The sequence below is a fragment of the Kocuria sp. ChxB genome (assembly GCF_044359605.1).
GTDB classification, from domain to species: domain Bacteria; phylum Actinomycetota; class Actinomycetes; order Actinomycetales; family Micrococcaceae; genus Kocuria; species Kocuria rhizophila.
The window spans coordinates 1301036-1318799 of record NZ_CP121123.1 but is presented as its reverse complement, the minus strand read 5'-3'; the positions used below and the strand labels follow the sequence as shown (position 1 = coordinate 1318799).

Genomic DNA, 17764 nt, shown 5'->3' with positions numbered 1-17764 from the left:
TGACGATGTATGGGAGAACAGATGGACCGGCGGATCGAACGCACCCGCGCAGCGGTGGTGGCGGCCACAGTGGCACTGGTGGCCGACCGCGGTGCGCAGGTGGGGATGACCGAGATCGCCGATGCCGCGGGGGTGAGCCGCAAGGCCGTGTACGAGAACTTCGGATCCCGGGACCAGGTGCTGCGCAGCACCACCGAGTCCCTGCTCCACGAGGTGCCCCTGGAGCCGGAGGCGGCCCGGGCAGAGGGTCGCAGCCCCTGGGACGCTGTCCTGCCGCCCATCGCCCGGCACGTGGAGCAGTTCCGCTCCTTCTACCGGGCCGTCCTGTCCGGGCCGGGATGCTTCATGGTGCGTGACGCGGTGGTGGACCACGCCCTCGCTGGGCTGCGGGAGGTGCGCGAGCAGCGGGGGACCGCCGCGGGCGGGGACGAGGGCGAGTGCGACCGCTTCATCGTCCACGGTCTCGTGGGAGTGATCTCCGACAGCCTGGTCCAGCACCTCCAGGCCGACCTGCAGGGCCTGGTCCGGGAGCTGACCTCTGGTCTGGCCGCGTCCGTGAGCTGACCTCTGGTCTGGCCGCGTCCGTGAGCTGCTGAGACGCAGCTGGTCCGAACCGGCCCGCCGGGCTCGGAGGGTGGCGCGGGAACCGTGGAATATTCGCGTGCCGCGCACCGCTGTACGTGGCCCGGGGACGGACACGGTTCCCCGGAGGACTTGTTCCGACAGGAGGGACTCGAGATGACTGAGATCACGATCATCGGCGGCCACGGCAAGGTGGGGCTCCAGCTGAGCAGGCTGCTCGCCGCACAGGGGGACACGGTCAACGCCGTGATCCGCAAGGAGGAGCAGCGCCAGGACGTCCAGGACACGGGGGCGAACCCGGTGGTGGCGGACGTCCAGGACATGGACGTGGCCGCCCTCACGGAGCTGCTGTCCGGCCAGGACGCCGTGGTCTGGTCCGCGGGCGCGGGCGGAGGGTCCCCGGAGCGCACCTACGCCGTGGACCGGGACGCGGCCATCCGCTCGATGGACGCCGCGGAGGCCGCCGGGGTGAAGCACTACGTCATGGTCTCCTACATGGGGGCCGGCCAGGACCACGGGGTCCCGGAGGACAACGACTTCCACGCGTACGCCCAGTCCAAGGCGGACGCTGACGACCATCTGCGCGCCAGCTCGCTCACCTGGACGATCCTGGGCCCCGGAATGCTCACCGACGACGCCGCCACGGGCGCCATCGCGCTCGGCAGGGCCGGGGAGGGCGAGTCCAACACCACCGCCCGCGGCAACGTGGCCCTCGTGGCCGCCCGGGTGCTCGCGGATCCCCGGGGGACCGCGAAGAAGTTCATCGAGTTCGCGGACGGGGACACCCCCGTGGCCGAGGCCGTCGACTCGCTCGACTGACCGGGGCTCCCGCCGCCGCACCGGTTCGAGCCGTGGTCGAGCGGCCGCAGCAGCTCGGACCGCGACCAGGCAGTCCGCACCGCCCGGTGGGCGACGCCCTGACAGGGGTGTCGCCCACCGGGCGTTCTTCTAGGCTGAGGGCATGCAGATGCCATCGATCCACCCCGAATCCTCCGACGGCCGCGACCAGGAGCCCCTGGACCTCAGCGAGGTCATCGCCCTCACCGCCGTGGTGCACGGCACGGTCCAGGGCGTGGGGTTCAGGTACTGGTGCTGGCGGCAGGCCGAGAAGCTGGGGCTCACGGGCACCGCGACCAACAACGAGGACGGCACCGTGGGCGTCGTCGCCGAGGGCCCGCGCTGGGCCGTGGGGGACTTCCTGCAGGCGCTGATCTCACGGGACACCCCGGGTGCTGTGATCACCGTGGACGAGCACTTCGGTCCCGCCACGGGGCAGTACACGGACTTCAGCACCCACTGAGACCGCACGGCCGGCGCTGTTCACCTCCGGTTGACCTGCGCGGCCTACGGTGGGGGCACTCGCAGTCCGCCACACGAGGAGAACCATGACCGTCACGGAGTCCGAGGAGATCCCCCCGCGGGCCGAGCGCGCCGCCCAGTGCCTGGAGCGGGTGCGCGAGCTGCTGCTGCGGATCCGTGCGGCACGCGAGGTGCGGCTCGAGGGCATCAACGGGGTGGCCCCCCGTCACCGGCACTCCGCGGTCAACCTGGTGGACTACACCGCGGTGCGCTCCGAGGATGTCCGCGACCTGCAGATTCAGCTCGCGGGCCTGGGCGTCTCCTCCCTGGGGCGCATGGAGTCGGGCGTGGCCGAGCACCTCACGGCCGTGGCCCGCACCCTCGCCGCCGTGGCGGGGCTGCCGGACCCGCAGCTGCCTGACCTCGACCCCGGGCTGCTCCCCGGGGAGGACCTGCGCCCCGGACCGGTCACACTGGCGCGGAACACCGTGCGGCTGGTGGGCCAGGCGCCGGAGGGCAGGGCCACGCGCATCATGGTCACCATGCCCTCTGAGGCGGCGCAGGACCCCGCGCTCGTCTCCCGCATGGTGGCCGCGGGCACGGACGTGGCCCGCATCAACTGCGCCCACGACGGACCGCAGGAGTGGTCCAGCATGATCGAGCACCTGCGGGCCGCGGCGTCGGACCTGGGCACGGACGTGCGCATCGCCATGGACCTGGCCGGGCCCAAGGTGCGCACCGGCCCCGTGGAGCCCGGGCCGCGCGTCGAGAAGATCAAGCCCGAGCGGGACGCCACGGGTCACGTGATCCGCCCCGCTCGCCTGTGGCTCGGGGCCCAGCACTCGGAGGACGTCCCCGCGGTGGCGGTCGCACCCGAGCAGTGGCTCGCCGAGCGCACGGTGGGCGAACGCCTCCAGCTGCGGGACGCGCGGGACTCCGGTCGCACCCTGCGGGTCGTTGAGACCCACGACGACGCCGTGCTGGTGGAGTTCTCCAAGACCGTCTACTTCGCCACGGGTCTGGTGCTGCGCACCCGGGACGGTTCCGAGGCCACCCTGGGGGAGCTGCCGGAGACCGAGCAGTACCTCCGCGTGGCCACGGGGGACACGCTGCGGCTGCTCAACAGCACGGAACCCGTCCAGGTGGGCGGGCCGTCCCCGGTGCGGATCGGGTGCACACTGCCCGAGGCGTTCCAGGACGCGGCCGCGGGCCAGCGCGTGTGGTTGGACGACGGGAAGATCGGCGGCGTGATCCGCCATGTGCACGCCGGTCACATGGACGTGGAGATCACCCACGCGAGCCCGGCGGGCAGCAAGCTCAAGGCCGAGAAGGGCATCAACTTCCCCGACACGGATCTGCGGATCCCCGCGCTGACTGCGAAGGACCGGGAGGACCTGGCGTTCGTCGTCCAGCACGCGGACATCGTCAACATGTCCTTCGTGCGCAGCGCCCAGGACGTGGCAGACCTCCTGGCCGAGCTGCAGGCGCTGGGGGCCGACTCGGTGGACATCACGCTCAAGATCGAGACCGTGGGCGGCTTCGAGCACCTGCCCATGGTGCTGCTCGAGGCCATGCGGTGGCAGGACTCCGGTGTGATGATCGCCCGCGGGGACCTGGCCGTGGAGACCGGTTTCGAGCGCATGGCGGAGGTCCAGCAGGAGATCCTGTGGCTGTGCGAGGCCGCGCACGTTCCCGTCATCTGGGCCACGCAGGTGCTGGAGACCCTCGCCAAGAAGGGGCTGCCCTCCCGTGCGGAGATCACGGACGCCGCCCAGGGCCAGCAGGCCGAGTGCGTGATGCTCAACAAGGGGCCCTTCGTGGTGGAGGCCATCCGCACCCTGTCCTCGGTGCTCGAGCGGATGTCCGGGCACGCCTCCAAGAAGACGGACCTGCTGCGACGGCTGAACGCGTGGGAGGACTTCGTGCGCGGACCCGCCCCGGAGCGTGCCGTCTGCCGGGCCCGGGGCTTGTGTGCCCTGGGCGTACGGGGTGCGCGGGCCCGCGCGCCGCCGCGAGCGCTGTGCCATAGTGAGTCCGATGTGCTCGGCCTCGGCCGCCGAGCAGCCCCTATCCGTCTCGAGGAGTGGACACAGATGCGCGTAAACCCCCTGAACAAGGCGTTCGACGAGCACGGGCAGCCGTCGCCGGGCGTGGAGAAGTTCCTGAACCACGCGCTGCGCGTCCAGCGGCCCTGGGTGGTCAAGATGATCAAGCACATGCGCAGGCAGCACCCCGACGAGACGCCCGCGCAGCTCGCCAAGCGCGCACGCAAGCTCTACGTGCGCTCGGTGACCGCGGGCGGCGGCGCGGTGGGCGCCACCGCCGCGATCCCGGGGATCGGGACCCTGACCTCCTTCGGGCTGTCCTCGGTGGCCGTCACCGGCTACCTCGAGGCGACCGCGCTCTACGCCCAGGCGGTCGCGGAGCTGCACGGGGTCGAGCCCAAGGACGAGGACCAGAACCGCACCATGGTCATGGCCCTGATGCTCGGGGACGACGGGCAGGCGCTCATGGGCCAGCTGCTCACCAGCTCCTCCACGAGCAAGAGCATCTCCAACAAGTGGGGGCTCATGATGGGCAAGTCCGGCAGCAACGCCAAGTTCTTCGACGTGGGCCGGTCCATCCGCAGCATGTTCGTCAAGCGCTTCATCGCCCGCCAGTCCGGTGCCATGCTGGGCCGCGCCCTGCCCTTCGGGATCGGCGCGTTCGTGGGCGGCGGCGCCAACCTGGCCATGGCCCGTCAGGTCATCAAGTCCGCCGACGAGGCGTCCGGGGAGTTCCCGGAGCAGTTCCCTCCCAACCTGACCCTCGGGGACCGCGCAGAGGCGTTCGAGGGCGGGACCACAGCCTCCCAGCAGGAGGCCCTGGAGACCGCCACCACCGGGCGCGAGTGACACTGCAGGCCGCGTGACGGAGCGGGCGCCCCGGGGACCACCGTCCTCGGGGCGCCTGTTCGTTCACGCGGACGTCATCCCAAGGCTACTGGCGCGTCAGTTGGTGCTCGGTCTCCCGTCGCCGCGGCTTCCTACCGTGGGGCCGTGGCTGCCTCGACCGAACGTCCTCCCGCCCGTCCTCTGATCTACGCGCACCGCGGATCCTCGCACCGCTATCCGGAGCTGACCCGGGCGGCCTACGTCCAGGCGATCGCCGACGGCGCGGACGGCGTGGAGTGCGACGTCCACCTGACACGTGACGGCCACCTGGTGCTGCACCACGACGCCCAGCTGGGCCGCACGTCCAACGGCTCCGGGCCAGTGGCCCAGCACACCCTGGCGCAGCTGCGGGAGCTGGACTTCACCTCGTGGAAGGGTGTGGAGATCCCGCCGTCCCACGGGGCGGCCCACGAGCAGCTGCTCACGCTGGACGAGCTGCTGGACCTGCTGCTGGCCGCCGGGCGTCCCATGGGCCTCGCCGTGGAGACCAAGCACCCCAGCCCGTACGGCCACGGGCTGGAGGAGGCCCTGCTCGTGCTGCTCATGCGGCGCGGCTGGAACCCGGAGACCGGGATGCTCGGAACCGTGACGGTCTCGATCATGAGCTTCCACCCGGATGCCGTGCGCCACGTGCTGGACCACGTGCCACCGCGCCACGTGTGCCAGCTGGTCTCTCAGTCCACCGTGGAGTCGGTGCGCGCCGGTCTCGGCGTGGGCACCGCCACCGCGGCCGTGTGCCGCGCGGGCATGCGCCTCGTGATGCCTCCCGGGGTGCCCCTCATCTCCCGTGGGGAGGTGGAGCTCGCGGGGCCGGGGATCCGGTTCGTGCGGGACAACCCCCGGCTGGTGGAGCAGTGGCTCCAGCGCGGAGCCGTGCTGCGGGTGTGGACGGTGGACACCTTCGCGGACACCCACGTGTGCCTGGCCCTGGGGGTCCAGCAGATCACCACCAACGTGCCCGCGCTCGTCCGCCGCTGGAGCACCGAGCACGTCGACTCTGCGCAGAACGCCTCGGCGCACGGCCGAGGCGTTCGGGAGCGTGAACTGGTTCCGGCGGCTCAGAGGCCGTAGGAGTCCACGAGCCGTTCCGCCAGCCCGGTGTACCCGCCCGGGGTCAGGGCGCTGAGGCGCTGGGCGGTCTCCTCGGACAGCCCCAGCTCCCCGATGAACTCCCGCATGCGCTGGGCGTCCACACGGTGACCGCGGGTCAGGTCCTTGAGCCGCTCGTAGGGGTTGTCCATCCCCTCGCGCCCGGCAACGGCCTCCGCCCGCATGGCGGTCTGGACGGCCTCCCCGAGCACCTCCCAGTTCTGGTCGAGGTCCTCCGCCAGGGTGGCCTCCGCGACGTCCAGGCGGTCCAGGCCCTTGACCACGTTGGAGATGGCCAGCAGCGAATGCCCGAAGGCCACGCCGATGTTGCGCTGGGAGGACGAGTCGGTGAGGTCCCGCTGCCACCGGGAGGTCACGAGCGTGGCGGCCAGGGTGTCCAGCAGGGAGCAGGAGATCTCCGCGTTGGCCTCCGCGTTCTCGAACCGGATGGGGTTGACCTTGTGCGGCATGGTGGAGGATCCCGTGGCACCCTCCACCGGGATCTGCTGGAAGTAGCCGATCGAGATGTAGGACCACACGTCCGTGCACAGGTTGTGCAGGATCCGGTTGAAGCGCGCCACGTCCGCGTAGAGCTCCGCCTGCCAGTCGTGGGACTCGATCTGGGTGGTCAGGGGATTCCACGTGAGCCCCAGGCCGGTCACGAACGAGCGGGAGATCCCCGGCCAGTCCGTGTCCGGTGCGGCGGCGGTGTGGGCCGCGAAGGTTCCGGTGGCGCCGTTGAGCTTGCCCAGGAACTCGGTGCCGGCCACGCGCTGCACCTGACGGTCCAGACGGTGCGCGAACACCGCGAGCTCCTTGCCCAGGGTGGTGGGTGTGGCGGGCTGGCCGTGCGTGCGCGAGAGCATGGGCACAGCCTTGGTCTCACGCGCCATGGCGGAGACGGCGGCCACGAGACCGTGCGCCGCGGGCAGCCAGACCTGCTCCACGGCGTCCTTGATGCCCAGCGCGTAGGAGAGGTTGTTGATGTCCTCGGAGGTGCACGCGAAGTGCACCAGGGGAGTGAGGTGCCCGAGACCCAGCTCCGGCAGGCGCCGTCCGATGAAGTACTCCACCGCCTTCACGTCGTGGACCGTCACGGCCTCGAGCTCCGCGAGTTCCGCCACGGCGGCGGCGTCGAAGCCGGTCACGATGGCGCGCAGCCCCGCTTCCTGCTCGGCCGTGAGGGGCTCCAGGCCGGCCAGGGCGCGCTGCTCGCACAGGTGGATGAACCACTCGACCTCCACGTGCACGCGCTCGCGGTTCAGTGCGGCCTCCGACAGGTGGTCCACCAGGGGGGCGGTCTGAGGGCGGTAGCGGCCGTCCAACGGCCCCAGCGCCAAGGCGGGGCTCTGCTGGCCCAGGGCCACTCGTCCGGACGGGAGGGTCTGCGCGGCGTTCGACATGGTTCCCATTCTTCCACGGGCCAGGGGGCGCCCGCCCGGTGCGAGGTGCCGCGGCGAGGGACCTGCACCGCCGGGCACCCGGGGTGGCCCGGGAGGTCCGAGTCCCCAGTCCCCGCCGGGCGGTTCTCGCTCGGCCACGCCCCTTTCTAGCCTGGTCCCGCGCGCCGGGCCCCCGTCCGCGCAGTGCGGAGAGGACACCACATGACACCCACGGCACTCGCGGCCGCGCCCGGGGCGTTCCCCGGGATCAGCGGACTGGTCCACGAGCACCTCACGGCTCTCGCGCAGCGGTACGACGACGCCGCCGAACACCTGGGTGCCCTGCGCACCCGGGTGGCCGAGGCCGGGGAGACCCATGAAACCTGGCGCGGACCAGGCGCCCGCCTCTTCACCGTCCAGGTGGAACGCGACGTGGCCGGCCTGGGGGAGGACATCGCGAGCTGCCGGGAGGCATCCCGAACGCTGCGCTGGGCCGCGACCGCGCTCGCCGACCGCCTTGCCGAGCTCGAGACCGCGGCGGGGATCGGCGCCCCGCTGCTCTCCGCCCTCGGGGCCGTCCTGGGGCCGGGTCTCCTGACCGCACCCGCGGGGCGTCGGCCATGAGCCCCGTGGACGGTGCGGGCCGCCCGACGCATCCGGTGCCACCGGCCCACGAACCCCGCCAGGCGGCGTCGCCGGGTGGGGCCGTCACGGAGGTCCGCGGTCCCGCGGAGGACCTGCAGGGTGAGCTGTACGGTGACGCGGCGGCGCCCCGCCCCGCGGCGGAGGGGTTCGAGTCCGAACAGGACGTCGCGGCCGCGGTGGATGGCGCCCGGGAGACCATGACCGTGTACGGGGGCGCGGGAGCGGCCGGCGGGACCGCGGTGGACACGGACGGGATGCGGGCCACCTCCGGGGACCTCTCACGCGTGGCGTCGGAGTGCGGGGAGGTGGCGGCCGGTCTCACGCCGCTCGCGGTCGAGACGCAGCTGTGGGCCCTGACCGGAGAACCCCTGCTGGGTGATGCGGCAGTGATGTCGGGACTGCTCGTGACGGGTCTGTTGGACCACGCGGCCGAGGTCGCGCTGACGGCCCGGAAGCTCGAGGCGGCCGCGCAGCGCTACGAGGCGGCCGAGCAGGTTGTCACCGGGTCCTTCACAGCCGAGCAGCTGGAGGCACCCTGGCCGGGAGCGGGAGTGGCGTTCCTGCGGGACATGGCAGGCACGATCGAGGATTTCGAGGTGGCCTTCACCCGCGCCGGGATCGACAGCCCCGAGTCTTTCCGGGACCGGGTCCATCTCACCCTGTTCGGGGTCCTCGTGCGCGGTGGGGGTCCCCGCGGCACGGACGCCGTGATCCGAGGTCCCGGTGTGGACGACCTCCTGGACGGGGGTCTCCAGCTGGCGTGGCCCGACGGCGCCGCGGCCGGTTCCGGGAGCACGGCGGAGGACAGCGCGGCCGAGGGGGCGTCCGGCGCGGCTGCGGGCCCCGCGGCGTCGACCACGGGGCGGCGCCCGACGATCGGCCAGCAGCTGCGGAACATCCTGGTGGAGCGGCTCTCCGCCGCGGGTCGCCGGATGACGGACGGAGCCCCTGCTCAGGAACCTCCTGCCGCGGACGGCGCGGACATCTCGGAACTGGAGGTGACCGTGGCCGCGATGGCGATGGCTGTGCCCGGGGCGGCCGGTGTGTATGCGCTGTATCGCGAAGGCCGTCGGCTGAACCCGGCGGAACGCACCGGGGCGGTTCTCAGGGGAACGGTTCGGAACCTGGAGGAGGACCATCCCCTGTACCCCGCCCGGCGGGAGGTGTTCACCGGCATCACGCCGCGCAGCGCCCGCGAGCACCACATGACGCCGTTGCCCCGCAGGCCGCTGCCCGCCGGTGTGCGCTACGACGGCGCCGTCCCCACCACCGTGGCGGGGACGGCCGCGGCGCTCAAGGACGCCAAGACCATGGTGTCGGGCGCGGACGCGGATGGCGAACCCGTGGAGAACAGCACGGTGATGGTGCAGAAGGCCACCGGTGCGGACGGGCGCACCGCGTACTCGGTGGTTCTCACCGGGACCGAGCAGTGGTCGGACGGTCCCGGCGTGCACGACATCAAAGGCATCGGCCAGGGCATGACCGCGTCCCCCGCGGACTCCCTCACTGAGCTCCCGCAGGCCCAGCGCATGGCGGTGCAGGCACTGCAGGACGCGGGCATCCGCCCGGGGGACACCGTGGTGCTCACGGGGCACAGCCTGGGTGGGATCGACGCCGCGGGGCTCGCCGCGAACCAGGAGTTCCGCAGCCGCTACGACGTCCAGGCGGTCACCACGTACGGGGCGCCCGTGGGGGACTTCGCGATTCCTGCCGAGACCTCGGTGATGGCCGTGGAGCACGTCGACGACCTGGTGCCCACCCTGGACGGCGTGCCCAACCCGGACGGCGAACACCGGTCCACGGTCCGGGTGAGCACACCCTACGCGGGCGCGTTGCGCTACAAGGACGGACCACTGGGAACCGCGGCGCACGAGATGAACCTCTACGTCGTGGGTGCCCAGGGCATCTCCGGGTCCGGAGACCCCACCGTGGAGGCGCACGAGCACCGGCTGGCCGCAGCTGTTCCCCACGGGCCGGGAGTCCGGACCGAGACCTACGTGTACGCCGGGTGGGAGGAGCATGCGGGTCTGGACGTGGAGGAGAGCCCGGCCGGCGGCGCACCGCCGGTCCGGTGAGCGGGAGGCGCCGCCGTGCGCGGCCGCCCGTCCTTCGCCCCCGCTGCCGGCACCGGCAACCCTCGGCGGCCGGGTGGCCGAGGCGGGCTGGTCGACGCGGGTCCGGGCACGCAGGGCGGGGAGTGCCGGCCTGGGCGGGAGGCCTGTCCGCCGAGGACGCCACCACGCACTCAGACGTCCGGTTGCCTGTGAGTTCTCGCAGAAGCGGGCGGATCCAACGGCGGCTCGGTCCGGTCGGCGCTCCGGGTGGGTCGTGCTGGTCGCTCGAAGGAGGGGGGGCGGCGGGCACGCGGCGCGTTCCCACGGGTCGCGCGCCGTGCACGAAGCCCGGGGGATCTCCGTGCACTCGCAAGGGCGCCGCGGAACCAGGTTCGTCCGAATTCCCGTGACGGCGGACGAGCAAACACGCCCGCAATGTGACCTGCAACACTTCATCCGGCGCCCGTGTAGGCTCTGGTGAACCCGAGGCGAACGCCCGTTTCCTGGAACTCAGCGCCACCTACCCGCACCCGCGCACCATGCCGACACCCCGGCAGTGCAACGGACGCGGAGCGCCCCCGAGGACCTGTGTTCGCAAGGCTCGACATGACCGGGGCGATCCTCCGGTCATGAAGACAGTGGAAGGACCACGACCGACCATGGAACCACGTACCCATCCGGGTGCTGTGCAGAGCACGCTCCCCCGGCACCAGCTGCTGGACGAGCGCGGCGTCGTCACGCAGAACCCGCTCCTGACCCCCTATACCGAGGACATCAGCGTCGATGACCTCAAGCACCTCTACCGCTCCATGACCATGTCGCGGCGGATCGACGAGGAAGGCACCTCGTTGCAGCGCCAGGGACAGCTGGTGCTGTGGGTGCCGCTGCGGGGCCAGGAAGCCGCGCAGATCGGCTCCGCGTGGCCCACGCGACCCACCGACAGGCTCTACCCCTCCTACCGCGAGCACGCCGTGGCCTTCGAGCGCGGCGTGGAGCCCTCCGAGCTCATGCGCTACTTCCGCGGACACACCGCGGGCGGCTGGGACCCCGAGAAGCACAACCTCAACCTCTACACCGTGGTGCTCGGCTCGCAGGCCCCCCACGCCGTGGGCTACGCCATGGGCACCATGATGGACCGCAAGGCCGCCGAGGACGCCGGCACGCCGCTGGAGACCGACCCCGAGGCCGTGGTCGCGTACTTCGGGGACGGCGCCAGCACCGAGGGTGAGGTTCACGAGTCCATGGTCTTCGCGGCGTCCTACGACGCACCGGTGCTGTTCTTCATCCAGAACAACCAGTGGGCCATCTCGGTGCCCTTCTCCACGCAGTCCCGCGTGCCGCTGGCCACGAGGGCGGCCGGCTACGGCTTCGAGGGCCTGCGGGTGGACGGCAACGACATCCTGGCCGTGGTGGCCGCAACCCGCTACGCCCTGGAGAAGATCCGCAAGGGCGAGGGCCCCGTCCTCATCGAGGCGGAGACCTACCGCATGGGCGCGCACACCACGGCGGACGATCCCACCAAGTACCGCAAGCGGGAGGAGGAGGACCAGTGGGGCCTGCTCGATCCCATCGAGCGGCTCAAGGTCCACCTGCGCACCGAGCACGGTGTGGAGGACTTGTTCTTCGACACCGTGGCGCAGGAGAACGACGACCTCGCGAACCGGATGCGCGCGGACGTCCTCGCCATGACGCCGCCCGAGTTCGTGGACCGGTTCGACAACGTCTACGCCGAACCGCACTCGCTCGTGGACGCCGAGCGCGCCGAGTACCTGGAGTACCAGGCCGGATTCGACGTCGCGGACGAAGCCCAGAACTCGGAACCGGAAGGAGCGGGCGCGTGAGCAAGCTGACCATTGCCAAGGCCATCACCGCAGGGCTCACGCGAGCCATGGAGGACAACCCCAAGGTCATGCTCATGGGGGAGGACATCGGCTCCCTGGGTGGCGTGTACCGCGTGACGGAGGGGCTCAAGGCCCGGTTCGGTGCGCACCGCGTGCTGGACAGCCCTCTGGGCGAGGCGGGGATCGTGGGCACCGCGGTGGGGCTCGCCCAGCGCGGCTACCGCCCGGTGTGCGAGATCCAGTTCGACGGGTTCACCTTCCCCGCGTTCAACCAGATCACCACGCAGGTGGCCAAGATCCACGCGCGCTCCGAGGGCAAGCTCAAGCTGCCCATGACCATCCGCATCCCGTACGGCGGTGTCATCGGCTCGGTCGAGCACCACTCCGAGTCCCCGGAGGCGCTGTACGCGCACACCGCGGGGCTGCGGATCATCACCCCGTCCAACGCGCACGACGCCTACTGGATGGAGCAGCAGGCGATCGCGAGCGACGACCCCGTCATCATCTTCGAGCCCAAGCGCCGCTACTGGCTCAAGGGCGAGGTGGACGAGACCGCCGAACCCATGGACCCGTTCTCCGCGTCCGTGATCCGCGAGGGCGAGGATGCCACCGTGGTGGCCTGGGGTCCCCTGGTACCCGTGGCACTGGCCGCGGCGAACGCCGCCGAGGAGGACGGGCGCAGCGTGGAGGTGATCGACCTGCGCAGCATCTCGCCGATCGACTTCGACTCGCTCACCGCCTCGGTCCGCAAGACCGGTCGCCTGGTGATCGCCCACGAGGCCCCCACGTTCGGCGGCCTGGGCGGAGAGATCGCCGCGCGCGTGACAGAGCAGGCCTTCTACTCGCTCGAGGCCCCGGTGCTGCGCGTGGGCGCGTTCCACATGCCGTACCCGCCGGCCGCGGTGGAGGAGCACTACGTCCCGGATCTGGACCGGGTGCTCGACGCACTCGACCGTTCCTTCACCTACTAGACATTCAGACCATCACCGCGGTCGTCGACGAGCGCGGTGTCCCCAGGAGGGAGAACAGATGTCCCAGGTTTTCACACTGCCCGATGTGGGCGAAGGGCTGACCGAGGCCGACATCCTGGCCTGGAAGGTGTCCAAGGGCGACACCGTGTCCGTCAACCAGGTGCTCGTGGAGATCGAGACCGCCAAGTCCGTGGTGGAGCTGCCTTCCCCGTACGCGGGAACGGTGCAGGAGCTCATGGTCGCCGAGGGCGACACCGTGGACGTGGGCACGCCCATCATCACGGTCAGCTCGGGTGACGACGCCCCCGCGGGCGGCACCGACCCCGGGTACACCGGTACGGTGCCGCAGAACGGACTAGCCGGTGCGGACGGTGCGGCCACGGGGGCGGAGGGCGAGGACCAGCCCCAGGGCCAGGCCCTCGTGGGCTCCGGGCCCAAGGCGGATCCCGTGCGTCGGCGGCGACGCAGCCGTCCGGCGTCCAGCGCGGTGCAGGAGCGCGAGGAGACTGCGGCGGAGAGCGCACCGCCCGCTCAGGCTCCGGCCGGTGCAGGCGGCGGGGACCCCGCCGGTGCCACGGCCCCCGCCGGTGGCGTGGTGCCACGGCGGCCCGGTCTGGCCAAGCCCCCCGTGCGCAAGGCCGCCAAGGAGATGGGCATCGACCTCGCGGACGTGCAGGCCACGGGTGAGGCCGGTCAGGTCACCAAGCGCGACCTGCTGGCCCACGCGGAGCGCGGCGGTGTCTCCGGAGTCGCGTCCGGCACCGCGGCTCCCGTGGCTGTCCGCGAGAGCGGGGAGCGTGTCGAGCGGATCAAGGTCAAGGGCGTCCGCAAGGCCACGGCCCAGAACATGGTCAAGTCCGCGTTCACCGCGCCCCACGTGTCCATCTTCGTGGAGGTGGATGCCACCCGGACCATGGAGTTCGTCAAGCGGCTCAAGCAGTCCCCGCGCATGGAGGGCGTGAAGATCTCCCCGCTGCTGATCGTGGCCAAGGCCGTGATCTGGGCTGCGGAGCGCAACCCGGACGTGAACGCCACGTGGTCGGACACCGAGATCATCGTGAAGCACTTCATGAACCTGGGGATCGCGGCGGCCACGCCGCGGGGTCTGCTGGTGCCCAACATCAAGGACGCGCAGGATCTCTCGCTGCGCGAGCTCGCCGTGGCGCTGCAGCAGCTCACCGAGACGGCACGTGCCGGACGCACGCAGCCCGCGGAGATGCAGGGCGGCACGCTGTCGATCACGAACATCGGCGTCCTGGGAGCGGACACGGGCACCCCGATCATCAATCCCGGGGAGTCGGGCATCCTGGCGTTCGGGGCCATCAAGCAGAAGCCGTGGGTGGTGGACGGGGAAGTGGTCCCCCGCTGGATCACCACCCTCTCCGGCTCGTTCGACCACCGCGTGGTGGACGGGGAGCTGGCTGCCCGCTTCATGTCGGACGTGGCCCGGATCGTGGAGGAGCCGGCACTGCTGCTGGAGTGAGTCACGGCTGACCGGGCCCTTCCGGGGCTCGGCGCAGACGCATCGAGGGGCACCCGCGGCACACGCGGGTGCCCCTCGCTGCGCCGGGCGCCCCTCCGCCGCGCCGGGCGCCCCTCCGTCGTGCCGGGCGCCGTGAACCGCGGCACCGCCCGGAGTGCCTCGCCGCAGCGGGGAACGGACGGGTCGTCCCGGGCGCGTGTCACGTGGCGCGGAAGCACCCCGCCACGTGACCGGGCGCCCGCCCGATCCGCTGCAGCCACCGGTGGGCGGTCACCGGACCCACCAGCACGATCCCGTGGGAGCGCAGGGTGAGGGACAGCCTGCGGGACGCGGCGGTGCTGTCCGGCAGGTCCAGCGCGTTCTGCGGTGGTGCCTCCGCCGGTGGCACCTGGGCTTCGGTGAGCAGCTCGTTCCACCGGGTGACGTCCCAGTCCTGGCACACCTCCGCGTTGTGGATCACCGCCTCGATCTTGGCCCGGTTGCGGATCAGGTCAGCGGTCACCAGGAGGTCCTCGACGTCGTCCTCGTCGAACAGAGCCACGCGCTCCGGGCGCAGGTGGGCCATGTGCAGGTACCAGGCCCCGTGGCGTGCGGACTGCGACCACCGGGCCAGCCCCGAGTCGACCAGTTCGAGCATGAGGGCGGCGAAGTGCTCGGCGGGGGTGCTCGGAGGGGTCCCCCACTCGTCGTCGTGGTCCGCGAGTGCGCCGGCCGTGCCGAGCGCCCAGGGGCAGCGGGACACACCGTCCCCGCACAGCACTGAGCGGAAGGCGTCGCGGGGGCTGGCGGTGGGGCGCTGATGGCTCCCGCCGGCCGCGGGGAGCGTCCCGGACGTGGGCAGCGCCGGCCCGGGAGCCGGGGGATCTGGTGCCGGGGCTGGTGGCTGCGCCGGGCAGGGGAGGGAACGTGCCGTCGTCGTCATGGCAGGAGGCTAGGACGCACGTGAGGCCCCGGTGCCGTGGGGCGGCAGCTCTGTGGAGTGCGGGATGGTGACTGCGGCTGAGGACCCGGGTGTGCAGGGCGCTCGCCGCGGGGCGCGCCCGGGCGAGCCGGAGGACGGGTGCCGCCTGGCAAGTGCGCGGTGCACGGTGCGTGGCGTCGATCACCGGCCCCGCCGGAGGACGCCCGGTCGGAGGAGGCGGCGGCATCCGGTCAGAAGGTGGACACGGCGCCCGTGACGTCCTCGATCTCCACGGCCAGGGGGTCGTCGTCGGGGTTCTGGGAGTCGTGGACGATGAACACGGCGGCGGGATCGCCCGGGGGCAGGGCGCGGACCGTGACCACTCCCGAGCGGACGTGGGCGAAGATCTCGGAGAGCTGGCGGGCGGTGGCGGAGAGCACCGCGTCGGACGGCGGGGTGCCGCGCTCGTCGAGGATGTCCACCGTGATCCCGCGAGCACGTGCCGCCCGGGTGAGCTCCAGGATGTGGGGGGTGGCGATCGCGCGGCCACGGATGCTGTCCCGCAGCTGCGCCTCCGTGAGGCGGAACTGCTGCACGTCGTAGTCGGTGACCACCGTGGACTCCTGGGCGATCTGCTCCAGGAGACCGCCGGCGAGGCGGCGCACCTCGTCCACACGGCGGCTCGAGGCGTGGCGCATGTCCTTCTCGGCCTCGTCGCCGCTGCGGGCGGCGTCGAGGATCCGCTGCGTCTCCTCCCGCCGGTTCATGAAGAAGTTGTACTGCCGCTCCACCATCCAGGTCACGATCATCACGGCCACACCCACCACGTGGTAGGCCTCGATGGGGAGGGGGACACCGTTCACCACGGGCCAGCGCAGCACGGACATGACCGTCACGCCGAGCCACACCAGCAGCGCCCACCCCGGTCTGCGACGCATGCCCAGGGCGAACAGCTCCGCGATGAACCCCAGGTGGAACCACGGGGACTGCCCGGCGTCCGTGGTCAGTGGAGTGGCCGCGTAGCCCTGCTGCGCCGCCACCAGGAACAGGGTGGCGCTCAGCGCGGTGGGGACCACGTGGAACCGGCGGCCGTCCCACGCCGGCAGGGCGATGATCAGCCCGGACACCGCGTACGCCGTGAGGGAGACGAACATCGCCCACCTGGAGGTCGCGTCCTCGAGGTGACGCAGCGCGTCCACGAACGGTGCGCCGAACGTGGCCAGGACGAGGAGCCCCATGAAGCGGTGGGCGAAGACCGGGCGGGTGACCTCGCTCATGCCACCACGTCCTTGGGCCACACGAGGTCCACCCGGGTGCCCCGGCCCGGGGCGGAGTCCAGGTGGACCACCCCGCCGATGGAGTCCACGTTCTCCATGATGGACACGCGCACACCGAGCCTGCGGTTCGGCACGTCGTGGTAGTTGAAGCCCCGGCCGTTGTCGCTGATGGTGAAGCGCAGGTAGAAGCCCTCGGGATTGATGGGGCTCGCCTCGCAGATCTCGCCCTCCATGGCCACGGTGGTGATCGCGCTGCCGGAGTGCCGTGCGCTGTTGGACACGGCCTCCGTGACGGCCTGCGTGAGCCCGTGGGCCACGTAGGCGGGGACGAACACTCGGGGCTCACCGACGGGCCGCATGGGCGCCCGCAGGTTGGTAAAGCGCACGCGGTCCCGCCACGGGGACAGGGCCTCCATCAGCTCGTCCATGAGGTCGTGCACCATCACGGTGTGCGCGCCCGAGGCACGGCTGGACTCCTCGGCCAGCACATCCTGGGCCCGCGCGGCGAGCTCGCGGGTCCTGCGGGGCAGCACCCCGTGGTTGCGGGAGGCGTCGAGCAGCGCGGCCATGACGTTGTCGTGGATCAGACGGTCGATCCGTTCCTGGTCCTCCGTCTCCGACCGGCTGCGGGTCATGGCGAGCGTCTCGGACAGCGCCTCGGCGTAGTTGCGGTCCATGCGCTCGGTGCCACGCTTGCCCACCGTGATGATCATGATGAGCGTGAGGGCAAACACCAGGCGGGAGAGTCCCCCGGCCACCCAGGACTCAGCGTTGGGGGACACGGAGACGACCAGGACGGAGACCAGGGCGTAGAGCGCCTCGATCCCCACGGTGTACAGCACCGCGGCCGCGGGACTCCACAGCACGGCCGCGGCCCCGGAGGCCAGGATGATGAACCCCGAGATCCACGGGTTCTGGGGCAGCATGCCCCCGGTGTAGGCCAGGGGCAGCGTCAGGATGGATGCGGCCACCACCGCGGTGTACGCCCGGAACACCCACGGGCGCACCGAGTGGTGCAGCCCGTAGTAGAGGGTGAGACCCGTCAGGACACCGAGCGCGGCCAGGAAGATGCTGTACCAGCCGTGCAGGTGCGACTGCTGCTGGGCGAAGATGGGCAACACCTCGATCAGGTGGGTCACCCCGAAGACCCCCACCCCGATCATCGCGAGCCAGTGGGCACGGTAGGTGTAGACCCCCAGTTTCCCCGGCGCGGTGGTGGCGAAGAACCGCTTCCACCGCAGCTGGGTGCTGACCACGCGGTAGGAGCGGGCCCTGCTCCCCGAGCTCCTGCCGCGCAGGGTCACGGG

The 17764-nt window shown here is 71.8% G+C and carries 14 protein-coding genes; 10 read left to right on the top strand and 4 right to left on the bottom strand.

Features of this window, described 5'->3' with window-relative positions:
• Positions 1-9: 9 nt before the first annotated feature.
• The 5 genes from P8S73_RS05790 (at position 10) to P8S73_RS05770 (ending at position 5885) form a co-directional block, all read left to right on the top strand.
• The gene (locus P8S73_RS05790; protein WP_047978547.1) at positions 10-564 is read left to right on the top strand and encodes a TetR/AcrR family transcriptional regulator; all 555 of its coding nucleotides are present in this window, start codon (positions 10-12) and stop codon (positions 562-564) included.
• Between the two features lie 174 nt (positions 565-738).
• On the top strand, positions 739-1401 hold the full coding sequence (locus P8S73_RS05785; protein WP_047978546.1) for an SDR family oxidoreductase: 663 nt from the start codon (positions 739-741) through the stop codon (positions 1399-1401).
• Between the two features lie 142 nt (positions 1402-1543).
• On the top strand, positions 1544-1882 hold the full coding sequence (locus tag P8S73_RS05780) for an acylphosphatase (protein ID WP_082142023.1): 339 nt from the start codon (positions 1544-1546) through the stop codon (positions 1880-1882).
• An 85-nt stretch (positions 1883-1967) separates the two neighbouring features.
• On the top strand, positions 1968-4775 hold the full coding sequence (locus P8S73_RS05775; protein ID WP_396350553.1) for a pyruvate kinase: 2808 nt from the start codon (positions 1968-1970) through the stop codon (positions 4773-4775).
• A 144-nt stretch (positions 4776-4919) separates the two neighbouring features.
• Entirely contained in the window at positions 4920-5885 is a 966-nt protein-coding gene (locus P8S73_RS05770) for a glycerophosphodiester phosphodiesterase family protein (protein WP_059280777.1), read from the top strand.
• Here the strand turns inward: P8S73_RS05770 and purB are convergent.
• Positions 5873-7315 (bottom strand): adenylosuccinate lyase, encoded by a 1443-nt coding sequence (purB, locus tag P8S73_RS05765; protein WP_047978545.1) that lies wholly within the window; start codon positions 7313-7315, stop codon positions 5873-5875. The two genes, P8S73_RS05770 and purB, sit on opposite strands and share 13 nt — an antisense overlap.
• A gap of 192 nt (positions 7316-7507) precedes the next feature.
• Here purB and P8S73_RS05760 point away from each other — a divergent pair, with 192 nt between their 5' ends.
• From P8S73_RS05760 to P8S73_RS05740, 5 genes are all read left to right on the top strand, one after another.
• The gene (locus tag P8S73_RS05760) at positions 7508-7909 is read left to right on the top strand and encodes a hypothetical protein (RefSeq protein ID WP_047978544.1); all 402 of its coding nucleotides are present in this window, start codon (positions 7508-7510) and stop codon (positions 7907-7909) included.
• On the top strand, positions 7906-10005 hold the full coding sequence (locus tag P8S73_RS05755; RefSeq protein WP_029603190.1) for a lipase family protein: 2100 nt from the start codon (positions 7906-7908) through the stop codon (positions 10003-10005). The genes P8S73_RS05760 and P8S73_RS05755 overlap by 4 nt, the downstream gene beginning before the upstream one ends.
• 608 nt (positions 10006-10613) lie before the next feature.
• Positions 10614-11825: a thiamine pyrophosphate-dependent enzyme gene (locus P8S73_RS05750; RefSeq protein WP_019309951.1), complete on the top strand. Its 1212-nt coding sequence runs from the start codon at positions 10614-10616 to the stop codon at positions 11823-11825.
• Entirely contained in the window at positions 11822-12796 is a 975-nt protein-coding gene (locus P8S73_RS05745) for an alpha-ketoacid dehydrogenase subunit beta (RefSeq protein ID WP_019309952.1), read from the top strand. The genes P8S73_RS05750 and P8S73_RS05745 overlap by 4 nt, the downstream gene beginning before the upstream one ends.
• Positions 12797-12854: 58 nt before the next feature.
• A complete protein-coding gene (locus P8S73_RS05740; protein ID WP_019309953.1) occupies positions 12855-14279 on the top strand; it encodes a dihydrolipoamide acetyltransferase family protein in 1425 nt (474 codons plus the stop codon).
• A gap of 199 nt (positions 14280-14478) precedes the next feature.
• Here the strand turns inward: P8S73_RS05740 and P8S73_RS05735 are convergent, their stop codons facing one another.
• The 3 genes from P8S73_RS05735 to P8S73_RS05725 all read right to left on the bottom strand — a co-directional run bounded on the left by P8S73_RS05735 (position 14479) and on the right by P8S73_RS05725 (position 17713).
• Positions 14479-15021, bottom strand: coding sequence for a DNA-3-methyladenine glycosylase I (locus P8S73_RS05735; RefSeq protein WP_019309954.1), 543 nt, complete (start codon positions 15019-15021; stop codon positions 14479-14481).
• Positions 15022-15431: 410 nt separating this feature from the next.
• On the bottom strand, positions 15432-16457 hold the full coding sequence (locus P8S73_RS05730) for a hypothetical protein (RefSeq protein ID WP_019309955.1): 1026 nt from the start codon (positions 16455-16457) through the stop codon (positions 15432-15434).
• On the bottom strand, positions 16454-17713 hold the full coding sequence (locus tag P8S73_RS05725) for a sensor histidine kinase (RefSeq protein WP_102613592.1): 1260 nt from the start codon (positions 17711-17713) through the stop codon (positions 16454-16456). Before P8S73_RS05725 ends, P8S73_RS05730 begins: the two co-directional genes overlap by 4 nt.
• Between the last annotated feature and the right edge of the window lie 51 nt (positions 17714-17764).